The following is a 21,320-nucleotide window of genomic DNA, read 5'->3' on the forward strand; positions in this document are numbered from 1 at the left end:
ACAGGCTGTCGAGACTTTCTCAACAGCCTGGAAACTCCCCCTGATCTGCGCCAAATCCCCGCTCCTTACGTGAAAACTCCAGCTATCTCCGCTCACTCCACCCAAGGCACCAGCCTCGGATGCTGATCCAGGATGGATTGATACTGTTCTTTCCAGCCGTACTGGCCGTCAGGGTCAAGCTGCATGTAACGCATATATTTATCCAGCCGCAGATCGGCACGTGACCAGCCCAGATGCTTCAGCCGCAGATTGCTGAGCTGGTGGGGGAGCTCGAAGATATTCTCCGGAAGGCGTCCGCAGTGCTGGGGAAGCTCATTCCATGCATATTGGAAATCCTCCCGGTAACGCAGCAGAAACGGACGGTAGCTCTGGTGCGAGCGCCAGTACACATCCTCCCGGTAGTGCTGCTCATCCCAAAAATCATAGAGGCGGAAGCAGAATAAATCACAGCTGCCGTCCTGCAGCAGTGAATGGATATCTTCCGCGAACCGGGCCTCAAAAAGCTCATCCGCATCCAGGCTCAGAATCCATTCGGGCTTGCTCTTTACTACTTCTGCCCACTGCTGCTTACGCAGCTCGGATTCATTGCTGAACTTGGAAACCGTATTGTGCACGAGTACCAGAGGTATCCCCTGAAGCTCCTCCCGGCAGATATCTGCCGTGTTATCCGTGCTGCAATCGTCAATAATTACAGCTTCGTCGATATATTTACGGTGCTCGCGCAGCACCTGGCGCAGAAAGCGGCTGCCTTCATTTTTGACGACCATCGTCAAGGTCAGCTTGGGCCGCTTGGGACCCACTTGCACTATACTCCCTGCAGTAACTTGTGGTGCCGGAGCAGCTTCAGCGCCAGCCGGCTCCTGGCCATCCGCCGCAGTACGTTCCCCGGCATCTGCCGCAGCCAATTCTTCCCCATTTTCCACAGCCGTAGCCGTCATACGGAGATATTCATCCACCTTGCTGAGATCACTGTCCCTGTAAAGATGCAGCGCAGGATAATGGGTATCCACATACAGCGGAATGCCCAAGGCTGCGGCCCGGATGCAGAAATGGCGGTCTTCTCCCCAAAAAGACACGTTCTTGATCGCGTCATAGCTCACCCCGGCTTCAATGGCCCTGCGGCTGATTAACGTGCAGGCGCCGAGACCCCCGACTTCGTAAATTCCCGGCTGCTGCAGCCTGTACAGAAATTCATGGAATCTGCGGTTGATTTCCTCCTGGCCAAGCTTTTCGCCCGGTACAGCATCCCACTGGTTGTACTCGTCATGCATCCATACCTGCGGCTGGTGAAGGGTATCCGGCTGCCACTGTGTCCAGAAGATTTCAGAAATAATATCTTTCCGCGTTCCAATCAGATGCAGAGCAGTATCCGGGTGAAGGACCAGGTCGGAGTCGACGAGGAAGAGATAGTCGTAACCGAAGGTTTCTGCCCGGCGGATCATCAGATTTTTGAATCCGGCGACCTTCCAGACCAGGGCGGAGTTCCAGTAATGGGTGGTGTCATTGCGGACATAGGTATCGTGAAAGCCCGAAGTCTGGAGGAACACTTCCTTCCTGTTCCGGGCAAATTCCTGCAGCAGCAGGCTTGACTCTTCCTGGTCATTATCATCAATGAAATAGTAATCCAGCTCAAAGCCGCTACAGTTCAGGCGCTTCAGCGAATGCAGGAACTGGCGCAGCACCGGCGGCTTTTGATGAACCGGGCTGCCAAGCAGTACACGTGTCACGGTTCCGCTCATTCCCCGCCACTCCCGTACAGAGTCATCATGTATAGACCATCCCCTTGAATTGACAAATAAATGATATAAATTATATGTATTCAATATATTTAGAGAGGTACTGGACTAACCCTGATTTTTAAAAAAATAGCATGAATAAAGGATTTGTTATAGGTGGAGGTACTGGTGTACACTTTAGGGGTGCATCAACATGTATAGGGGGTCTCACAATGACAGAAGTATTGAACAAGGTCAAACTATCGCAATGGGATGCCCTGCTGCTGGAATCCCTGCGGAGCCGGGGCTGGTCTGATGAGCAGCTGCTGGACATCACCGGGGCAGCTGAGCTGCCGGCCGACGAAAGCGTATTTCAATTTGATTATCAGCAGCTGCAGGCCACGGCCAAAGCCCAGCCGGAGGAATACCGGCAGGCCGTAACGTCTGGCTACCAGATTAAATATAATACGCTGCGCGGCATCCGCAGCTGGATTGTTGTTGCACTCGGCATAGAGGGCCAGCTTGAGCTGGAGGCAGGAAAGGAAGCCGTAGAGGTGGCACTTACGGATGCCGAGAAGGAACGGCTGGAAGAAGTACTGTCCTTTGGCTGGCATATTGTACCTGTAGTCTCTGAAGACCGGGGCCCGGCACAATACCGGATTGAGCCTGTCCAGCGGTAACCGTGAACTCATTTTATGTATTTTACAGCGCACAGAAAGATTGCCCCGGGCCTGGGATGCCGGAGCAATCTTTTTTGCATGCATGGGGGGATTGGAATCATACAATAGATATATATGCAGCTTGTATAACAAACTACATATTAAGCATAACCTTGCGGGTCCTCAGCACTCCGTCCAAGCCGGTCGGGTCATTGCTGACCTTGCCGGCTGCGAATGCCTCCGCCCGCTCTGAAGTGCGGATCCGCAGCGGCTTGGTCTCCATATGCACCAGCTCCCACATCACACCGGCAACCGAGGCTGCAGTCTGCGGCTCCGCATTCCGCTGCAGAAATGCTGCAGTATAGGCATCGGCAACAGGCTTGTATTCATCCTCCAGTATGCCGCCGGTATCAGCTATATGATCGAGTACCGTTTTGTTAAACTCTGTGGCAACGGCACCTGGTTCCAGCAGCGTAACATCGATATTAAAGCGCGGCTTGTAATAGGTCGCCAGGCTTTCCAGCAGCCCTTCCACAGCGAACTTGCTGGCACAGTAGATCTCATTCATCGGCTGTCCCACAAGACCGCCAACACTTGAGGTTGCTATAATATGCCCGCCGCGGCTCTTGGTCAGCAGAGGCAGTGCGGCTCTGATGGTATGCATCACTCCGTACACATTGGTATCAAAGACCCGATGTATGTCACTAAAAGGTGCCTGGCCAAGTGCCCGTATGTAACCGAACCCGGCGTTGCAGAACAATACGTCCAGCTTGCCGTGCTCACGGCTGATCTGACGCATTAACTGTTCCATGCTTTCGGGCTCCGTAACCTCCAACTCCACGAACTGCAGGTTTTTTTCATCTTTGTACAAGGACTGATCGCGTTCCGGATGGCGTGTTCCGGCATAGACGGTCCATCCTTCCCGGGCGAACCGCAAAGCGGTTGCCAGGCCGATACCCGATGAAGCGCCGGTGATACATATGATTTTGCCCATAAAGATAGCACCTCCAATAGTCAGAAATATTTATTTAATTTTAAACGTTTTTTTGACACATTATAACATAGAGGCCGGTTGTTACAGGAGAAGTTGACATTATATTTTGTTTTCCGCGGTTTTAGGACGTTCTTTATTGCTATAATTGAATTTATTACGGTAGACTATATTTGAGGTTTAGTCGCAAGCGAATGGAGAGGAACAATGGAAGTATTCAAGCGTTATTACGCAAATTTAACCATCCGGCGGTTTATGATTCTGGTGTTGATCGGCCTGCTGCTCTACAGCATCAGGGATATGCTTAATTTAGTGCTTCTGACGTTTCTGATCGCTTATGTCATGAACAGCTTTCAGGTACTGCTGAGCAAGCGGATCAGCCGTTACGTCAAGGTGAACAGCAAAGTGATTATTGTCATTTTGTATCTGGCGCTAATTGCGCTAATTGTAGTTTCACTGGTCAAATACCTGCCCAAGGTCTTCGAGCAGATCAAGCAGTTAACCACGTTTCTTTCGAATTTGACCCCTGCTGACATCCCCCAGAACCAGATCACACAATATTTGTTCAGCATGCTCAAGGATTTGAATTACCAGTCTTATATGAAAAGCGGTATTGATTATGTGCTGAAAATCAGCAACTGGGGAACGACCTTCGTATTAGCTACCATCCTGAGCTTTGTCTTTATTCTCGAAAAGAACCGGATTGTCAGCTTTACTACCCGTATGCGCAACAGCAAGATTTCCTGGTTCTATGTGGAGCTGGAGTATTTCGGCCAAAAATTCATCTCCTCCTTCGGTAAAGTCATTGAGGCGCAGATTCTGATCGCCTTGTTCAATACATGCTTTACGGTTATCGGACTTTGGATTCTGGGTTTCCCTTATCTCTTCGCCCTGTCGATTATGATCTTTATGCTCAGCCTGATTCCGGTGGTCGGCTTCGTCATCTCGCTGATCCCGCTATGCATTATCGGTTACAACATCGGCGGACTTACAATGACCATTTATGTACTGGTAATGATCGCCGTCCTGCATTTCATGGAGGGATATTTCCTTAATCCGAAGCTGATGTCCTCCAAAATGAATCTCCCGATGTTCTACACCTTTATCGTGCTGCTGTTCTCCGAGCATTATATAGGAGTATGGGGACTCATTCTCGGCATTCCGATCTTTGTCTTCTTCCTGGATATTCTGGAGATTACCCGGGACACCCCGAATACCCCGGCCAGTGAGGAACAGCAGCTTATCCACAAATAAATCAACCCGCCAGCGCTTCTGTTGAAGTGCCGGCGGGTTTTTTTGCCGTATCTATGAAATTTGTTATGTAGCATTTTAACCGAAGGAGGTCTGGGCACTCCGGGTTACGACCTCCGTTAATTCAGCCTTGTAAGCCGTATACTGCCGGGCTGAAATGCTGCCGCTGGCCAATCTGGCCTCAAGCTGTGCTGTCAGCTGGGCAACCTGGAGATTAATCACGCTATCAATGTCCCCGCCTTTTTCACCGGCAATATTCTTAAGGGATTTACCGTTATACAATGCTTCGTACAATTCCTGATCAGAAGTCTGGCCCAGTGCAGTAAGCAGCTCATCCTTCTCGGCCACCCCGCTGGTAGACCATTTGGCGACCGGACTCGCGGTCACGGCAGGCTTGCCCCAGGCAGTTCCTCCAAAGGACATGGCCACAATCATAGTTCCGACAATCATTACTCGTCTGATGTTCATTATTTATTGCTCCTTCCAATTCCAGTATTCCGCTATTAAATCAAGGTCGTTATTGAAGTGTGGACACTAGCTTAAGTTCATTGTAAAGGAGGTACCTGATAGCAACCTTAAATTAACTTTAAGATAGTCTAAAGATTTACACAGCTTTGACAGCGCGTTAATATAACCGCCGTATACTTTTGGAATTGGCCGTGATTTTGCATATTTATGCAAGTTACTTCAAATTACAGATACGGGGAGTGTACACAAGTTGAGAATTTCAGCACAGAATAGTAAACGGCTGTTATCGGGACTGGTTGCAGGCAGCATGCTGCTAGGCGGTGCAGCGCCTGTCGGCTATGCCGAGGAACTGCCGGAGCAGACCCCTCAAACGTCATCAGAGCTTCTCACCTTACTGACAGAAGGAGCCCAACCGCTGGCGGAACCGGGCAAAGAATCCGTAACAGCTGCTGTATACGCGGCGCCGGCCAAACCAGGGTCACTGCTGATTACAGAGCTTGTTCCGGATACCAAAAATTTGAACAGTGCCGACGGTTATGAATTTGTTGAAGTCTACAATAACACGGACGAGCCTGTTAATTTCAAAGACTACTATTTCTTTTATAACGATGTGAATAACTGGACCTATGCAGAGGATGCTGTCATTCCGGCCCGCGGAAGCATTGTATTCTGGATTATGAACGGTTCCAATCAGGAGGCAACGGCGGCGCAGTTCAATGCCAACTTCAATCTTCAGGTTCCGCTGGAGGAAGGGGTTAACCTGTTCCGGATTAACGGCGGAGGAGGAATGGCTAACGGTTCGCCGCGCAATCTGCAGATCAAGAGCAAGGACGGAGATGCACTGATTATTTCCGTTTCCTATGCCAAGGAGCATGTTAAAGAGAATAACGGAATTGTGTACCAGTATCCGGCTTCCGGCGGTACGGCCATGACGCTGATGCCTGAATCCGGCACGATCCCGGCCACGCCGGGATCGGTAATGCCGGGACAGATTACCGCCCCGGGACCGGCAGCAGAAGAACCGGCAATCATACATACCCCGCAAGCAGCAGTTGACCCTGCAGATCTCGCCGTCAATGCCTCGGTTGCCAATCTGCAAACCGAGGGAGGAGTGCTGCCGGCTGTAGAACTGCTGTACCGCTCACCTTCACAGCTGCGGGATACCGTAATTACCATGACGCGGACAAGCGCAGGGGAGTACAGTGCAGTTATTCCGGCTGCTGCCCTTGAAGAGCCGGAGCTGAACTACAGCATCCGGGTGAAGAATGTTACCGAAACCTATTCGGTTCATGTGAATTTACCGGAATTCGATTCTCAGGCAGTGCCTCCGCTGCTGGTGACAGAACTGCTGCCGAACTCGGCGAATGTCGCGGGCACGAATACGGACGCTTTTGAATTTATCGAAATCTATAACAACACCGACCAGCCGGTTGATTTCAAGAACTATAAGATCTACTACCGCTACCCTGATAAGGGTCCTGAGGCTGATGTGAAGTGGCCTTCAACCCGGGAGAGCATTGTCATCCCGGCGCAGCAGTCGGTTGTGTTCTGGGTCATTAACAGTGCGAATGCGGCATATACCGCCGATGATTTTAACCAGGCTTTTAATACCAGCCTGGTCGAAGGCACGAATCTGTTCCTGATCAAAAGCGACGGTATGGCCAATTCCGGACGGCGCGCGGTTGTCATCAAGAGCAATACGGAAAAAGAAATTTCCTCCGCCTATTATGATGCCGATACTCTCTACAATGGCGGGTCCAAGGGCGATGAAACCAAGGAAAACAGAGCGCTTCAGTACAAGTATCCGGTGAACGGGGCAGGCAAAATGCTGAAGATCAGCTCAGGATCAGCGCTTCCATCCCCGGGAATTGCAGATGTGCAGCAGGTTCCGGCTACGCCTGTTCAAGTTGTACCGGACACTGAGGAGCCTGTAGTCACTGACCTGACCGCAGTTACTGAAATTGCGCAGTCGGAAAGCCTGGATTTGAAGGCTTTTGCTGATGATAATAGGGGGATTACATCCCTCGAGGTCAGAGTGGCTTCGGACAAGCATCCGGAATATGTCAGCCATAATCTGGCCCAGGATTACAATGACAGCCTGTACCATTTCAAGCTGCCTTCAGCGGATCTGATCGGCAGGCAGGAAATCTCTTATTATTTTGTGGCTACAGATGGAACCTATGAGGTTCAGTCTCCTGTAACCAAGGTGAAGGTTACCGGCGGTCCGGACCGGTCACCGCTTCGCCTCAATATCAAGGAAGGTGCGCTGCTGCAAGGTACGGTTACTGTAAAAGGAACCTCGGCTACGGCAGCCGCTGACGAACTTAGCTTAAGCATTGACAGCAAAAAAACAGAGGACAACTTGACCTATAACACGCTTGAGAATGATGCCTATTTTGTTTTTGACGCCAAGAATGTCAATTACTATTTCAAAAACGGCATTACCATGGGCCCCGAAGAGCTGGGTGATGAGAGTATTCTGTATACCTTTATGGACCCGATTACCTCTTATACGACGCTGACGTTCCCAATTGCGGCTTCGGCGCTTAAGGCTGGAAAGGACAACGTGATCTACATCCGTGCAGGCTCGAAGTCTTCTCCGTTTGATCCGCGCCCGGAAGAGAACAAGGATGATTTTGAGGTGAAGAATATCCGCCTGCTCCAGGCGGACGGGACGGAGATCTGGGATCCGGCCTACAGCGAGCGTGATAAAGAAATCAAGATGGGCGACACCCCTGGTAGATTTCCTTCCATCGGCTTCCAGTTTGATCTGAGCCAGGAGCTGCTCCGCTCCAAAGCCTATGAATGGAACACCACCGGGGTGCCGGACGGTCCCCATACCCTGTCCCTGAACCTCGGCAATGAGACAGTGGAGTCAGAGGTAACGGTAGACAACACGCCACCGACAATTAAGACGACAGTGGAAGAGGGGCAGAGCTACCGCGGCAGCTTCGAGATTGATGCAGACATTCAGGATGTGTATGCCGGTGTCGATCAGGTTGAGGTGAAGCTTGATGGAGCGGCAATTGAACTGCCTTATGCCACCTCATCCGGTGAATTATCCGGCGGAGACCACCGTTTGTCGATAACAGCGGCTGACAAGGCGGGCAACAAGGCTGAGAAGGTGATTACCTTCAATGTGCCGGAAGAAAATCCGCTGGCACCGCAGCTTGTGGCACCAGGCGAGGGGACGGGCGGTACAGGCGTGAACCCGAACCTTACAGTGAGGGTAGAGGACCCTACAGGCGATAAGCTGAATGTAACTTACTATCAAGGTTTCAAGTATGACGGTAACCATCCGGAGCAAGACTTCTCCGGCTTCAAGAATGCTTCTGATACAGAGCCGCCGAAACAGCCGGTTCCTGCGGGAGAAGAAGCGCTTAGCAGTGAAGAATACAGCAAGGTGAGCGCGGTGGACGGCGATTATCTGATTAACGATGCTGTAGAACAGTTCCCGTATCAGCGTTATGAAATTGATCTGGATGAGTCCGTTAAAAAAACCGACCGTGTGGATGTGGAGTGGCAGGGCGGTTCTCTCCCGGGCCGTAAGGTAAGCCTCTATGCGTGGAGTCCTAAAGGCGGGAACTGGGTACTGCTGGATCACCGGATCGCCGGGGAGGAGGACTTCCAGCTGAAAGCAACCGTGACAGCCGGAGCTTATGAGGCTGACGGCAGAATCTCAGTGATGGTGCAGGATGAGATCGCAGCAGCTGTACCTGCACCTGAGGTTCCAGCCACAGTTACAGGGGACACTTACGATTTCTCCTTTGTGTGGATGTCGGACACCCAATATTATTCGCAGAGCTATCCGCATATTTATCAGAAGAATGTGAAGTGGATTGCGGACAATAAGGACAGCCTGAATCTGAAATATGTCATTCATACCGGCGATGTCGTTGATAAGTCCTACCAGGAATATCAGTGGAAGGAAGCCGACCGGAATATGAAGGTGCTGGAGGATGCGGGTATTCCTTACGGCGTTCTTGCCGGCAATCATGATGTGGGCCATCAGACCGGGGATTATGCGAAATTCTGGGAGTATTTTGGCGACTGGAGATTCAAGAACCTGCCTACCTTCGGCGGCTCTTATGAGAACAACCGGGGGCACTATGATCTGGTATCAGCGAACGGCAATGACTTTATCATCGTTTATATGGGCTGGGGACTGGCTGACAAGGAGATTGATTGGATGAATGAGGTGGTAGCCCGTTATCCAGAGCGCAAAGCCATTCTGGCTCTTCATGAATACCTGCTGGTGTCGAACAACCGTGCACCGATTGCCGATGAAATCTTTGAGAAAGTGGTTAAGCCGAACAAGAACGTAATTGCTGCGCTGTCCGGGCATTATCATGATGCAGAGCTTAAGGTGGACCCGCTGGATGACGACGGTGACGGCGTACCTGACCGCAATGTGTATCAGATGCTGGCAGATTACCAGGGAGCTGAGGAGGGCGGCCTGGGTTACATCCGGCTGCTGCAGTTTGATACGGCCAGCAATCAGCTTCATGTAAAGACATATTCTCCATATCTTGATGATTACAATTTTTATGATCAAAATGAACATCCCGGCAAAGACGAGTTCACGCTCGATTTGAACCTGCAGCCGGTAACCAAACGTGTAGCGACAGATTACATCGGTGTGAAAGTATACAGTGATCAGGAGATTGCCGTGAAAACCGCTGTGGAAAGCGGCAGCGAAGTATCGGCAGTCTGGAATAATCTGCAGCCGGACAGCTACTACCAGTGGTATACCAAGGTAGAGGACGGCAGCACAGGCAGCGTGCTGTCCGACATCTGGGGATTCTATACCGGAAAAGCGGAAGTAACGCCGGCGCCGAGTCCGGAAGCCACACCGGCTCCGACATCTCCGGCTGGAGGATCGGGAGGAGTGCCGGCGGCAACAGCTACACCGGCTCCAACCGCCAGTCCGGCAGCTGTTAAAGGCAGCATTCAGCTGGGCAAGGGCAGTGACGGCAAATATACCGCTGATCTGGCAGCATTCCAGGCCATGATACAGGGTTCGGAAAACGGCGCTGTCACGATTATTGTAGACGGGGAAAGTAATGCACAGGAGCCTGTCCAGCTTGCATTGGACGCAGCAGGGGTGAAGCAGGCTGTAGAGAGCAACAAGGCGCTGACGATCCGCGCCTCGGGCATGGAGCTGACGCTTCCGGCAGCCTCCATGCCGGAAATACCTGCGGGCAGCGGACAGCTGCTGCTAAGCCTTGATACAGCTCTGACAAAAGCGCTGCAGCAGACGATTCAGAACAGCAGCAGAAGTCTCGCCGGTATCAGCGGGCCAAAAGCTGCCATCACACTGGAGTTCAGAACATCTGTTGGCGGCACTGAAACTGCAGTTCATCAGCTGAAGGGCGGCGTAACGGTTACCTTGAAGCTGACTGAGGAGCAGCTTGCTGCACTGGACACAGATTATGCCGGTGTTTATTATGTGGACGGTAACAGCCTGCAGTATATGGGCGGAAAGTTCGATAATAACACCGTGAGCTTTACGACGGATCACTTCTCGACGTTTGCAGTGATGGAATACCGCAAGTCGTTCAGTGATGTGAAGGGAAGCTGGGCAGAACCGTTCATCACCAAGCTCGCGGCCAAGCATATTATTACAGGTGTGGACGAGAGCCGCTACCAGCCGCAGGCCAGTGTGACCCGGGCAGATTTCGCCGTACTGGCGATTCGCGCTTTGGGGCTAACAGGAACTGCGCAGACAAGTTCTTTTGCGGATGTACCGGCTGGGGCTTACTATACTTCAGCGCTGGAGAAGGCAGCAGAGCTTGGGTTCATGGAAGGCAATGGCGGCAGGTTCCGTCCTGCAGACACAATTACGCGTGAAGAAGCAGCGCTTGTTCTAAGCAGAATGCTGCAATACAACAATAAGCTGCAGCCCGTGTCCTCTGACGCGGCCGTGAATTTCACAGATATGGCCAGCATTTCTCCATGGGCGAAGCAGGCGGTTAATGACCTGCAGTCTATGGGATTGATCAGCGGAAAAGGCGGCAACAGCTTTGATCCCCGCGGTAAAGTGACCCGGGCGGAAACAGCAAAGCTGATCTACGGATTGCTGAATAACTAAATCCGGAAAGCAAAAGCAGGCAGAGACGGCTCTGGCCTGCTTTTTGCTGTCTGCAGCCACAGGATATTTTGGTCTGGCGGCCAAACAAAGGTATACTAACAGCAATAGAACCATGCTGCGGGATCGAAATTCAGAGCAAGAGGGTGACCCTGATGGATAAAAGGATACTGGTTGTCGATGACGAACAGAGCATTTCCAGCGCAATCGCCTACGCATTACGACGCGAAGGTTATGAAGTGGATACAGCAGCCGATGGCGAAGAGGCGCTCTCGAAGGTGCAGACCTTCCGCCCCAATGTACTGGTGCTGGATGTGATGATGCCGAAGCTGAGCGGTTACGATGTCTGCCGCAAGCTTGAGGACCGTGATGATATCGGCATTATTCTGCTGACTGTCAAAAATGACATTGTGGATAAAATCGTCGGTCTGGAGCTCGGCGCAGATGATTATATGACCAAGCCGTTTGAGATCCGTGAGCTGCTGGCCAGGGTCAAGGCCCTGCTGCGCAGGCTGGAGAAGAAGTCCGGTGAAGAACGTAATGGCGTAATGGAGTACGGAGCGCTGCAGGTCCATCCCGAGCGGCGTACAGCCGAGCTTGGAGGTGCAGCTCTGGAACTGACTCCCAAGGAGTTTGATCTGCTTCTGCTCCTGCTCTCCCATCCGCAGCGGGTCTATATGCGTGAGGAGCTGCTGGAGCAGGTGTGGGAGATGGACTATGCGGGGGGCACGCGGACGGTCGACATACATATCCAGCGTCTGCGCAAAAAACTGGGTGACCCGTACCAGAATATTCTGCAGACGGTGTATGGGGTAGGTTATAAAGCTGTACCGGCGGGGAATTTATCATGAGGTTCAGCATTAAGCTGAAATTCAGCCTTTTCCTTGCGGTGCTGCTGATTCTGGCGATCAGTGTGCTGAGTTACTTCGTGCTGCGCGGTGTTGAGCGCAATGAGCGGAACCAGACAGAGCATGTATTGGCCCAGTATGTCAAAACCGTTAATTTACGGGTGAAGCAGACGTATTATACAGGGGCCCGGCTGGAGCCGCAGATGTTCATGCAGACGCGCGGCAGGGTACTTGCCTCAGAGCTGGCCGGATTTACGGGTCTTGAAGTCACGCTGTACGATGCCGAAGGGCAGCAGGTAGGTACCTCGATCCAAGGCGAGACGGTGCAGCCTGTACAGGATGTCAGCGGTGCGCTGGGCTTTGCGCTCAGCAACCAGATTGCTTACTTGAATAAGGGCGACACACTCCTATACCTCGCTCCGCTGCAGGGACCGGATGCACAGATGGGCGTGGTGCAGCTGCAGTATTCGCTGAAGGATTCACGGAGCTTCCGGCAGACGCTGTTCAATTTGTTCCTGACTACAGGGGCGGCGGTGCTGGCCCTCAGTTTCATCATAGGTTATCTGTATTTTAACCGCGCCGCCGCTGCTATCGGGCGGCTGAAAAAGGCGGCGGAATCCATCCGGCGCGCCGATTATATCTCTGCTCCGCCGCTGACCCGCAGGGATGAACTCGGCGAGCTGGGGGAAGGCATTTATTTTATGAGCAGAGAGATTGAGTCCAGCATTGCCGCCAAGGATGAGGAGCAGCGTAAGCTGCAGCTCGCTGTCACCAAGCTTCAGGCGCTGGAGCAGCAGCAGAAGCAGTATATCGGCAATATCAGCCATGAATTCAAAACACCGCTGACCTCGATTAAGGCTTATGTGGATCTGCTGGATATGTATGATGATGATCCCAAGCTGCTGCTTGATGCCAAGGCCAATATCGCCAAGGAGACCCAGCGGCTGTATGAAATGGTAGAGAAGGTGCTGCAGCTGACTGCGCTGGAGAAATATGATTTTGAGTCCCAGGCGGAACGGCTTGAGGCGGCGGAAGTTCTGCGGGATATTTGCGGACGGATGAATGGCAAGGCTGAGCGTTATGGGCTTCAGATTACGCTGGATACCGAGCCGGCGCATATTTGGATGGACAGGGAGAGCTTTATGCATATCTTTATCAATCTGCTCGACAATGCGATCAAATATAATGTTCCTGGCGGGAGTATTCATGTATCCTGCAGGACAAAGGAAGAGCGGGTGTGGATTACGGTTGAAGATTCAGGGATAGGCATTCCGGAAGAAGCGCGGGACAAGATCTTTGAGCCTTTCTATACCGTCAACCGCGACCGTTCCAGACAATCGGGCGGAACCGGGCTTGGACTGTCACTGGTACGCAATCTGGTAGAGAAACAGAACGGGACCATTACGCTGCTGGAAAAAGGCGGGGAAGGTTCAGCGTTTCGGCTTTCTTTTCCGGCAGTACCGTAACAGGTCTCTTGATCAAATATGCAGGCATAAGTTTACAAGCTGGAAACAGTTAGCGATCCTTTGGAAATACTCTTCGGGTAGACTTGGAGCAAGTTACAACCAGTAGGGGGAACAGCTATGGATTCTGAAATTAAGTGCAGCTGGAGCAGGATAGGGCTGATCACCTTAAGTGTGGCGGTACTGCTGACTGCGGCGGCCTGCAGTACCGGAGAAGCGGAGACCCGCCGGATCGTGGAGCAGTCGGGCACCAAAATTACCGTAATGGATAATACCAGCGAATCAGTCTATACCAAACTGCAGCTGGAAGGTATCGATAAGATTGAACATGTGCGCGGCCTGGACTGGGCTGATGAAGACAGCATTGTAGTAGATAAGGAGAACCGTGCGCTTAAGCCTGAGACCGTGGAAGGGCAGGAGCGTTACCCGCATAATCTCTACCTCCGCGATCTTCCGACAGGCGGCGAGACGCCGCTCGCGGAAGGCAGCAAAAATTATGGCGCCGCCCAGCTGTCGCCTGACAGAACGCATCTTCTGTACATGGAGATGGAGGATTTCGCCGGTTTTGGCTTTATCATGGACCTGGAGACAGGCAGGTCGGTCAAGGTGAATGACATGCCCTTTCGCAGCGAGGAAGGCAAGTGGGCCGATAACGGGCATTTTATTTTTCCCGATATGGAGGGGGCGATCCGCAAAGCTGATGTTAACGGTACCCAGGAGACGGTTGTGAAACCGGAAGGTACGTATGTTCATGAAGTCGTGCAGTCAGGGAACACAGTCTACTATGTTATGGGCGAAGATATGGGGCTGTATGCGTACAACACGGAGACACAGGAATCCAGAGAAATTCTCCAAAATGTGGCCTGGGTGATTCCGTCGCCGGACGGCAGCAGACTGGCGATTGTCAAACGGACCGAGCCGGGGGAGATGGTGCTGATGCTTACCGATACGGAAGGCAATGAACAGCAGTCCCGGCTGGCTGCCGGGCAGCAGATTTACGGCACAAGCTGGTCGCCGGACGGCAGCAAGCTGGCGTATTCACTGACCGCCGCCGATGCCGGCTCGGACCAGGACGGTGTATTCATTACCGAAGTGGAGACAGGCGAACAAACGCAGATCCTTAGTGATATTGAGGCGTCCAACCCGCTGCGCTGGAGCCCTTCCGGCAAAAAGCTGCTCGCCGCATCGGCAGTGCTTAAAGATGATGCCTATCAGGCTATTACCTATGTAATCAGATTATCGTAAGAGGGTAGACAATGAAGAGGGCAGTTCTCTACAGCTGTAAAAAAAGCTGCGGGAAACTGTCCTTTTACTTTTTGGATTTTCCAGGGAAGGGTAGAATGCAGCGGGGATGCTGCTGATTTAATGAGGATTACGAAGGCGCCGCTACCGGGCGGCAAGAAGATTTATTGCGTTTCTTTTCCTGCATGTCTGTTGATTTGTCATAAAAAGGTGCTTTAACTGGCTGAATTAAGTGCTCCAGAGCTTAAGTGGATTTCCTCCGCCTAATCCGGTTCCTTTTCATCATTTATGAGCTTTAGTTGGAAATTCTCCTGCTATTCGGGAAGATAAAGGCTTTCAGAGCCTCATCGGGTACATTTAATTGGAGTTTTTCCCGCTAGTATTGTAATAACGGAATTTACCAGAGGATTAGATGGAGAAATTCCACTTAGCTTGATCTGCTCACGCTCCCCAAGACCATTATCCATAGTTACAGCTAATCAACAGGGCGGAAAAAAACGCTCACCATCTATTTTCTTTCATCGGCCTTCCTGTAAATCAATCCTGGTACAATACAAAATTATAAATTCACACTTGACAGGTGGGATTAAAGGGGTATATGATTACAGCAATAGTTCACCGCTAATTAAATGAACAGTGAAATAATAATTTGAGCCGATTGGACCGCCAAAGGCTCCCGCATCACTACCCTATGGAGGGAGTGTGCCGGGAGCCTTTTTTGATGTATCTGAAATTTAGGGCCTGCGCAAAGTACCTGAATACGCATCAAGGCAGTGCTTCACTTTTGGGGGAGTATTGGTTGGCAGGTGGGCAGAAGGTGGGAAAGGATGACGGATAAGCAATGGGAGCAGCTGGAGGAAGCCGACTATCTGTTCCGCAGAATGGTGCGGAGATTCGTCAAGGAGCGCGACCGCGTAAGTGTGGAGGGGATAACCCTGCCCGGAATGCTGATTCTTCAAAAGATTATCCGTGACGGGGAGCAGCGGCTTGGCGATCTGGCCGAGCAGCTCGACTTCACGTCCGGTGCGATCACGGCGCTGAGCGATAAGCTGGAGGCTGGAGGATTCACGGTCCGCAGGCGCAAAGAGGATGACCGCAGGACGGTGCTGCTCGACATTACTGCCGAAGGCCGGGAAATGGTCCGGCGTAACGGCAATATCGGGGACCGATGTATTACGCTTCTGTTCGAGGGATTTACGGAGGAGGAGCTTGCAGAGCAGAGCCGCTTTTATGAGCGGATTACCCGGAATCTGGAGGGATTCTCCGATACTCTGCTTAAGCTGGCGCAGCACAATGCCGAAGCTCCGGCCCCTCCGGGTCTTGAACAGAAGCCGCGGAGATCCGCGTCAGAGAACAAATACCTTAACTACTGATAACAACGAAGAAGATTTATAAAGCGGGTTTTGTACGAAGTCGATTCAATGAAGTAATCCTAACAAAACTTAAGCAAATGCTTCCGAAGCGAGTTTTGTCGAAGCCAATTCAATGAAGTAATCCTAACAAAACTTAAGCAAATGCTTCCGAAGCGAGTTTTGTACGAAGTCGATTCAATGAAGTAATCCTAACAAAACTTTAAGGAGAGATGATCATGGGACATTCAACCATTTACCCGACTGGAGCAACTGTATTTAACCCGGCCAAGGCATGGAGCGGCTATACCGTCTATCAGGCAGGCGAAGAGGGAGTCGTGCTGATCGATATGAACGGCAAAGAGGTGCATCTGTGGAAGGGACTGCTGGGTTTCCCGGCCAAAATCCTCCCCGGAGGCTACGTGCTGGGCAGCACGGGCAGAAGAGATCCAAAGTTCGGCATCCAGGATAATGTCGATCTGGTGCAGGTGGATTGGGACGGCAATATTGTCTGGAAGTTTAACGGCTATGAGCACATTGAGGACCCCGGCTATGAACCGCTGTGGTATGCCCGCCAGCATCATGACTATCAGCGGGAAGGCAATCCGGTAGGCTACTATGCCCCTGGCCTTGAACCTAAAGTACACAGCGGCAAAACGCTGATCCTCGCCCACAAGAATCTGCATAATCATGAAATCTCCAATAAAGAGCTGCTGGATGACACGATTATCGAAGTGGACTGGGAAGGAAATATCACCTGGGAGTGGCAGGCCAGCGATCACTTTGCCGAGCTCGGGTTTGATGAAGCGGCCCGCAATGTATTGTTCCGCGATCCCAACACCCGTTCCTTCGGTCACTTGGGCGGCGGTGTAGGCGACTGGCTGCATATTAACTCGGCTTCCTATGTAGGACCGAATAAATTTTATGATAACGGAGACGAGCGTTTCCACCCGGACAACATTATCTGGGATGCCCGTGAAGCGAACATTATCGCCATCACCGACAGAGCGACGGGAGCCATTGTCTGGCGGCTTGGACCGGACTACTCCCTGCCTGAGGTGAAGCATATCGGCTGGATTATCGGCCAGCATCATGCCCATATCATTCCGAAGGGCCTGCCGGGTGAAGGCAACCTGCTCGTATTTGATAACGGCGGCTGGGGCGGTTACGGACTGCCGAACCCTGCATCCCCTTATGGCCAGAAAAATGCAGTACGCGACCACTCGCGGATTCTGGAGATCAACCCGGTAACGTTCGAGATCGAGTGGCAGTACACTTCGGCGGAAGCCGGATTCTCTGTCCCTACCGACTCCTATAAATTTTACAGTCCGTACATCAGCTCGGCCCAGCGCCTTCCGAACGGCAATACGCTGATTACAGAAGGCTCAAACGGCAGACTGTTCGAGGTTACAGCAGAGCATGAAATCGTCTGGGAGTATATCTCTCCTTACACAGACCGCAGAAATACGAATATGGTCTACCGTTCCTACCGTGTGCCTTATACGTGGGTACCGCAGATCGAGAAGCCGCAGGAAACCGCAATTGATCCGATAGATGTAACCACCTTCAGAGTACCGGGTGCCGCGCCGAAGGGCTCGGATTCTGTAGTAAGTGTAGCGACCACGCTGCCGTTTGTGGAGGGAGCCGCCTGTGTCGCTACGGCAGATGAGGGTGTCCTTCAGAACAAAGGTTAGACTATTACTCAAACAAAGAGGTGAATCGTTTTGAAAAAAACAGGAACATGGTATAGTTCAGCCTTTCTGCTCTTATCCTTATCACTTGTTGTTATTCTGTCCGGCTGCAGCTCCAAGGGAGATGCGGCGGCTTCTGAAGGAGCTGCAGGCAGCCAGCCCGCAGCCTTAAAGATTAAAATCGCCGACACCAACACCAACCCGGTTTTCCGGGTTGCGGCGGATAAGGGATTTTTCAAAAACCATGGCATTGACGCGGAAATCATCACTTTCGCATCTCCGGCAGAGGGCGTAAACGCCCTGTTTATCAAACAGGTGGATGTAGCGTACGGTGCAGATTTTCCGGTGCTGAATGCAGTGTCGAAGGGCGGATATTCCATTATTGCTTCCGCAGGCCAGGCTACAGATCAGGCCGCTGCAGCCTGGAAGCTTTACGTAAGGGATGAAATCAAGTCTGCGGCAGATCTGAAGGGCAAGAACCTCAGCTTTATCCGGGGAACCTTTATTCCGTATCTGTGGGATGAGTATCTGAAAGAGCAGGGGGTTGCACTAAGCGACGTAACTCTGACTGGTCAGGGCGGTTTTGATGAAGCCTTTATTGCGCTCAAGCAGGGTGACATTGATGCGGCCTGGGTGATCGGTTCGGCGCTCGTTGACAAGCTCGCTGCGCTGGAAGGCGTGCATGAGCTGAGCGATATGTCCAAAACCCCTGTGCGGCTCGGTATGGGAATTGTAAGCGGAGATGAATTTATTAAAGGAAATCCGGAAGGGATCGGCGCATTCCTGGCAGCGGTGGATGAAGCCTCAACTTATGCCCAGGAGCATCCTGAGGAAGTGGCAGAGCTGATGTACAGGGAAGTGAAGCAGCCGAAGGAGAATACGCTGAAGGATCTGCCTTTAAATCCATGGATCATCGGCTTCACCCCCGCAGCTTATGAAAGTCTGGCCGGCCAGAAGAAATACATGATCGAAGCGGGAATCATCGAGAAGGATTTTGATCTGGAGAGCACCATTCATCTGGAGCCGCTGAAGCAGGTGCTGCCGGATACAGTGACTTACGGTAATTAATATCAACCAACTTTTTCAGGAGGTGTCCACATGGCTTTAACTGCCAGGCAGAATGCCATCCATATCGAGCAGCTGCGCAAAAGCTACAGCGAACCTGCAGCCGGAGACGTCCATTACATTATCAAAGATGTCAATCTTGTGATTAAAGGCGGGGAGTTTTTCGTACTGCTCGGCCCGAGCGGCTGCGGAAAATCGACACTGCTGAATATGATTGCCGGGTTCGTCTCCAAATCTGGAGGCAACCTGCGGGTGGATAATGTGGAAGTGAACAAACCCGGACGGGACCGTGCCGTTGTATTCCAGCAGGCGGACTCTTCCCTGTTCCCGTGGCTGACCGTGCGTGAGAACGTGGAGTTCGGACTGCGGATGAAAAAGACGCCCAAAGGCGAGCGGCGCAGCATTTCGGACCGGTATATCGGTCTGGTCGGCTTAAAAGGCCATGAGGAGAAATACCCCAAGGAGCTGTCAGGCGGCATGAAGCAGCGTGTGCAGCTGGCGCGGGTGCTGGCGAACGATCCGGCCATTCTGCTGATGGATGAACCGTTCGGTGCGCTGGATGCAATGACCCGGCGGACGATGCAGAAGGAGCTCGTGAACATTTGGCGCGAGACGCACAAGACCGTAATTTTTGTGACCCATGATATCCAGGAGGCACTGCTGCTTGGTGAACGGATCGGCATTATGTCTGTCGGCCCATCCTCGAACATTACCGATATTTACGACAACACGCTGCCTTTTCCGCGGGATGTCGCCTCACCGGAGTTCTACTCGCTGTACAACCAAATTCAGGGCCATTTCGAAGAATAGGATAGGGTGTGAAGCATGATGAAGTGGATTGAGAAAAAATGGGTTTCCGTCACGCTGCTGTGGCTGGCCGCACTCTGCATCTGGCAGCTTGGCGCGCTGATCTACGGACCTGACGTCATTCCCGGACCCTGGGCTACGCTCCAGGGCGGACGGGAGCTGATTGCGGACGGGACGCTCATGCAGTATATCGGAATCAGCTTTTACCGTGTGCTGGTCGGGTGGGTGCTGGGCAGTCTGCTGGCCATTCCTGTAGGTCTGATTATCGGAAAGGTCCATGTGATCCGTATTTTCGCGGAGCCGTTCCTGAATTTTATCCGGTTCATTCCGCCGATCGCCTTCATCACGCTGTTCCTGGTCTGGTTCGGCATCGGGGAGCAGTCCAAAATCGCGCTGATCATGTACGCAACCTTCTTCATTGTCGTGCTGAATACGCTGACTGGCGTTATGTCTGTCGAGGAGGATAAAATCCGTTCCGCCCGCAGTATGGGGGCAAGCGAGTGGCAGATTCTGCTGCACGTCATTGTTCCGGCTACGACCCCGTATATTTTTACCGGTGTGCGTCTGGCTATGGGGACTTCCTATATGGCGATTATCGGGGCGGAAATGATTGCTTCCAACGAAGGTGTAGGCTATCTCATCTGGAATTCGCGGCTGTTTTTCCGGACGGACTGGATTTTTGTCGGGCTGTTCTGCCTGGGTTTTATGGGCTTTTTTACAGACCGGCTGTTCAATTGGTTCGGCCGCAAGGTGCTGTACCGTTACGGTGTGGTTAGTGCGGCGGCGCGGAAGCGGTAGTCTCTATAAAGAGCGGCATATTGATAAAGCAGCGGCCTGGAACAGCGGGCGGCTGCCCTGCTGCGTTGCAGCCGGGGCATAGCTGCAGCTTATGTGCGGTCTGCTGTCTTTTGGCCAAACACAGAGATTGCCGACTGAATCACAAAAGAAGCATACAGGCTGAAGATATACAAAGCTTCCAGTTTATAGGCAGGCAGCGCGGTGAGCAGCAGTCCGGCACTGTTAAACAGTGCAAGCCGTAAAGCAGTAGAGCGGCACAATTTCGCCAGAGCAAAATTCAGGACACTCACGACGAGGTTATAGAAGTAGACAAGGAGAAAGATAAGCAGAAAATCAAATCCCCAGGAAACCACAAATGAGCCCCAGTGAATGAATGAAGCGGCTATACCTGCAAAGATGAGGCTGACGACCAGTGAGATAACCGTTGTATTTAAAAAAAGCTCCCGATATGCCCTGTTCATGTTCATTATTGATCCCTCCATACTGCTGGAAACCTTTAATTCTGTACATAGTGACGCTTGAGAACCATTTAAGTTTCTAAGGATGGTGCAATTTCCCGGACGGGCTGCTGTTCATGGTATAATGGGAAGGATTCAGGCGGTACTATTGAAAGGGGCATTGCTCTATATGGAAGTAACAGCGCAGGAAGTAGCCGAATGGATGGTCAAGGAGATCCGATTCACCGGAACCCTTCACCAGACGGCCGCGATTGAATATGTGAAGGCAAACTTTGGGGAGCAGTTCGTCTTTGTGAACGAGAACGGCAACGCCTCATTATCCAAGGATGTGAAGAAAGCTTTCCGCAAGCTGCACGGCGGGAGAATTGCCTGGGACCGTGACGGATTTATGTGGGCCTGGACCTGATCCCTTTCTTTGCGGGCGGAC

At 52.0% G+C, this 21,320-nt stretch carries 16 protein-coding genes; 12 read left to right on the forward strand and 4 right to left on the reverse strand.

Translation table 11 applies throughout. The features are described 5' to 3' along the window. Positions 1–92: 92 nt before the first annotated feature. Positions 93–1,739, reverse strand: coding sequence for a glycosyltransferase (locus C2I18_RS13400; RefSeq protein WP_249901638.1), 1,647 nt, complete (start codon positions 1,737–1,739; stop codon positions 93–95). Positions 1,740–1,948: 209 nt separating this feature from the next. Here C2I18_RS13400 and C2I18_RS13405 point away from each other — a divergent pair, with 209 nt between their 5' ends. Beyond that, positions 1,949–2,395: a hypothetical protein gene (locus C2I18_RS13405; protein ID WP_249901639.1), complete on the forward strand. Its 447-nt coding sequence runs from the start codon at positions 1,949–1,951 to the stop codon at positions 2,393–2,395. Positions 2,396–2,528: 133 nt separating this feature from the next. Here C2I18_RS13405 and C2I18_RS13410 read toward each other — a convergent pair whose 3' ends face one another. Continuing rightward, complete coding sequence (locus tag C2I18_RS13410) at positions 2,529–3,368, reverse strand: SDR family oxidoreductase (protein ID WP_249901640.1); 840 nt, start codon at positions 3,366–3,368, stop codon at positions 2,529–2,531. Between the two features lie 204 nt (positions 3,369–3,572). Here C2I18_RS13410 and C2I18_RS13415 point away from each other — a divergent pair, with 204 nt between their 5' ends. Continuing rightward, positions 3,573–4,619 carry an AI-2E family transporter gene (locus C2I18_RS13415; protein WP_249901641.1) on the forward strand — a complete coding sequence of 349 codons (1,047 nt, stop codon included), beginning with the start codon at positions 3,573–3,575 and terminating at the stop codon, positions 4,617–4,619. A gap of 75 nt (positions 4,620–4,694) precedes the next feature. Here C2I18_RS13415 and C2I18_RS13420 read toward each other — a convergent pair whose 3' ends face one another. Then, complete coding sequence (locus C2I18_RS13420) at positions 4,695–5,084, reverse strand: hypothetical protein (protein WP_249901642.1); 390 nt, start codon at positions 5,082–5,084, stop codon at positions 4,695–4,697. A 250-nt stretch (positions 5,085–5,334) separates the two neighbouring features. Here C2I18_RS13420 and C2I18_RS13425 point away from each other — a divergent pair, with 250 nt between their 5' ends. The 9 genes from C2I18_RS13425 to C2I18_RS13465 all read left to right on the forward strand — a co-directional run bounded on the left by C2I18_RS13425 (position 5,335) and on the right by C2I18_RS13465 (position 20,435). Further along, positions 5,335–11,175 carry an S-layer homology domain-containing protein gene (locus C2I18_RS13425; protein ID WP_249901643.1) on the forward strand — a complete coding sequence of 1,947 codons (5,841 nt, stop codon included), beginning with the start codon at positions 5,335–5,337 and terminating at the stop codon, positions 11,173–11,175. A gap of 152 nt (positions 11,176–11,327) precedes the next feature. Next, positions 11,328–12,023, forward strand: coding sequence for a response regulator transcription factor (locus C2I18_RS13430; RefSeq protein WP_249901644.1), 696 nt, complete (start codon positions 11,328–11,330; stop codon positions 12,021–12,023). Next, on the forward strand, positions 12,020–13,486 hold the full coding sequence (locus tag C2I18_RS13435) for a sensor histidine kinase (RefSeq protein WP_249901645.1): 1,467 nt from the start codon (positions 12,020–12,022) through the stop codon (positions 13,484–13,486). The genes C2I18_RS13430 and C2I18_RS13435 overlap by 4 nt, the downstream gene beginning before the upstream one ends. A gap of 117 nt (positions 13,487–13,603) precedes the next feature. Next, complete coding sequence (locus C2I18_RS13440) at positions 13,604–14,728, forward strand: TolB family protein (RefSeq protein ID WP_249901646.1); 1,125 nt, start codon at positions 13,604–13,606, stop codon at positions 14,726–14,728. Positions 14,729–15,552: 824 nt separating this feature from the next. Beyond that, the gene (locus C2I18_RS13445; protein WP_249901647.1) at positions 15,553–16,098 is read left to right on the forward strand and encodes a MarR family winged helix-turn-helix transcriptional regulator; all 546 of its coding nucleotides are present in this window, start codon (positions 15,553–15,555) and stop codon (positions 16,096–16,098) included. A 215-nt stretch (positions 16,099–16,313) separates the two neighbouring features. Further along, complete coding sequence (locus tag C2I18_RS13450; RefSeq protein ID WP_249901648.1) at positions 16,314–17,768, forward strand: aryl-sulfate sulfotransferase; 1,455 nt, start codon at positions 16,314–16,316, stop codon at positions 17,766–17,768. A 30-nt stretch (positions 17,769–17,798) separates the two neighbouring features. Continuing rightward, positions 17,799–18,833 (forward strand): ABC transporter substrate-binding protein, encoded by a 1,035-nt coding sequence (locus C2I18_RS13455; protein ID WP_249901649.1) that lies wholly within the window; start codon positions 17,799–17,801, stop codon positions 18,831–18,833. 30 nt (positions 18,834–18,863) lie between these two features. Next, complete coding sequence (locus C2I18_RS13460; protein ID WP_249901650.1) at positions 18,864–19,640, forward strand: ABC transporter ATP-binding protein; 777 nt, start codon at positions 18,864–18,866, stop codon at positions 19,638–19,640. 18 nt (positions 19,641–19,658) lie between these two features. Continuing rightward, positions 19,659–20,435 carry an ABC transporter permease gene (locus C2I18_RS13465; protein WP_249902112.1) on the forward strand — a complete coding sequence of 259 codons (777 nt, stop codon included), beginning with the start codon at positions 19,659–19,661 and terminating at the stop codon, positions 20,433–20,435. Between the two features lie 89 nt (positions 20,436–20,524). Here the strand turns inward: C2I18_RS13465 and C2I18_RS13470 are convergent, their stop codons facing one another. Continuing rightward, a complete protein-coding gene (locus C2I18_RS13470; protein WP_249901651.1) occupies positions 20,525–20,902 on the reverse strand; it encodes a hypothetical protein in 378 nt (125 codons plus the stop codon). Between the two features lie 160 nt (positions 20,903–21,062). Here C2I18_RS13470 and C2I18_RS13475 point away from each other — a divergent pair, with 160 nt between their 5' ends. After that, entirely contained in the window at positions 21,063–21,299 is a 237-nt protein-coding gene (locus C2I18_RS13475; RefSeq protein WP_249902113.1) for a DUF6953 family protein, read from the forward strand. The last annotated feature ends 21 nt before the right edge of the window (positions 21,300–21,320 follow it).

Origin of the sequence: Paenibacillus sp. PK3_47 (assembly GCF_023520895.1) — a bacterium.
Lineage (GTDB): Bacteria > Bacillota > Bacilli > Paenibacillales > Paenibacillaceae > Paenibacillus_AQ.

Coding starts and splice junctions, on each gene's coding strand:
- C2I18_RS13420 (WP_249901642.1), bottom strand. CDS start 5,084: ATGAACATCAGACGAGTAATGATTGTCGGAACTATGATTGTGGCCATG.
- C2I18_RS13410 (WP_249901640.1), bottom strand. CDS start 3,368: ATGGGCAAAATCATATGTATCACCGGCGCTTCATCGGGTATCGGCCTG.
- C2I18_RS13460 (WP_249901650.1), top strand. CDS start 18,864: ATGGCTTTAACTGCCAGGCAGAATGCCATCCATATCGAGCAGCTGCGC.
- C2I18_RS13430 (WP_249901644.1), top strand. CDS start 11,328: ATGGATAAAAGGATACTGGTTGTCGATGACGAACAGAGCATTTCCAGC.
- C2I18_RS13445 (WP_249901647.1), top strand. CDS start 15,553: ATGACGGATAAGCAATGGGAGCAGCTGGAGGAAGCCGACTATCTGTTC.
- C2I18_RS13405 (WP_249901639.1), top strand. CDS start 1,949: ATGACAGAAGTATTGAACAAGGTCAAACTATCGCAATGGGATGCCCTG.
- C2I18_RS13450 (WP_249901648.1), top strand. CDS start 16,314: ATGGGACATTCAACCATTTACCCGACTGGAGCAACTGTATTTAACCCG.
- C2I18_RS13465 (WP_249902112.1), top strand. CDS start 19,659: ATGAAGTGGATTGAGAAAAAATGGGTTTCCGTCACGCTGCTGTGGCTG.
- C2I18_RS13470 (WP_249901651.1), bottom strand. CDS start 20,902: ATGAACATGAACAGGGCATATCGGGAGCTTTTTTTAAATACAACGGTT.
- C2I18_RS13440 (WP_249901646.1), top strand. CDS start 13,604: ATGGATTCTGAAATTAAGTGCAGCTGGAGCAGGATAGGGCTGATCACC.
- C2I18_RS13415 (WP_249901641.1), top strand. CDS start 3,573: ATGGAAGTATTCAAGCGTTATTACGCAAATTTAACCATCCGGCGGTTT.
- C2I18_RS13475 (WP_249902113.1), top strand. CDS start 21,063: ATGGAAGTAACAGCGCAGGAAGTAGCCGAATGGATGGTCAAGGAGATC.
- C2I18_RS13435 (WP_249901645.1), top strand. CDS start 12,020: ATGAGGTTCAGCATTAAGCTGAAATTCAGCCTTTTCCTTGCGGTGCTG.
- C2I18_RS13400 (WP_249901638.1), bottom strand. CDS start 1,739: ATGAGCGGAACCGTGACACGTGTACTGCTTGGCAGCCCGGTTCATCAA.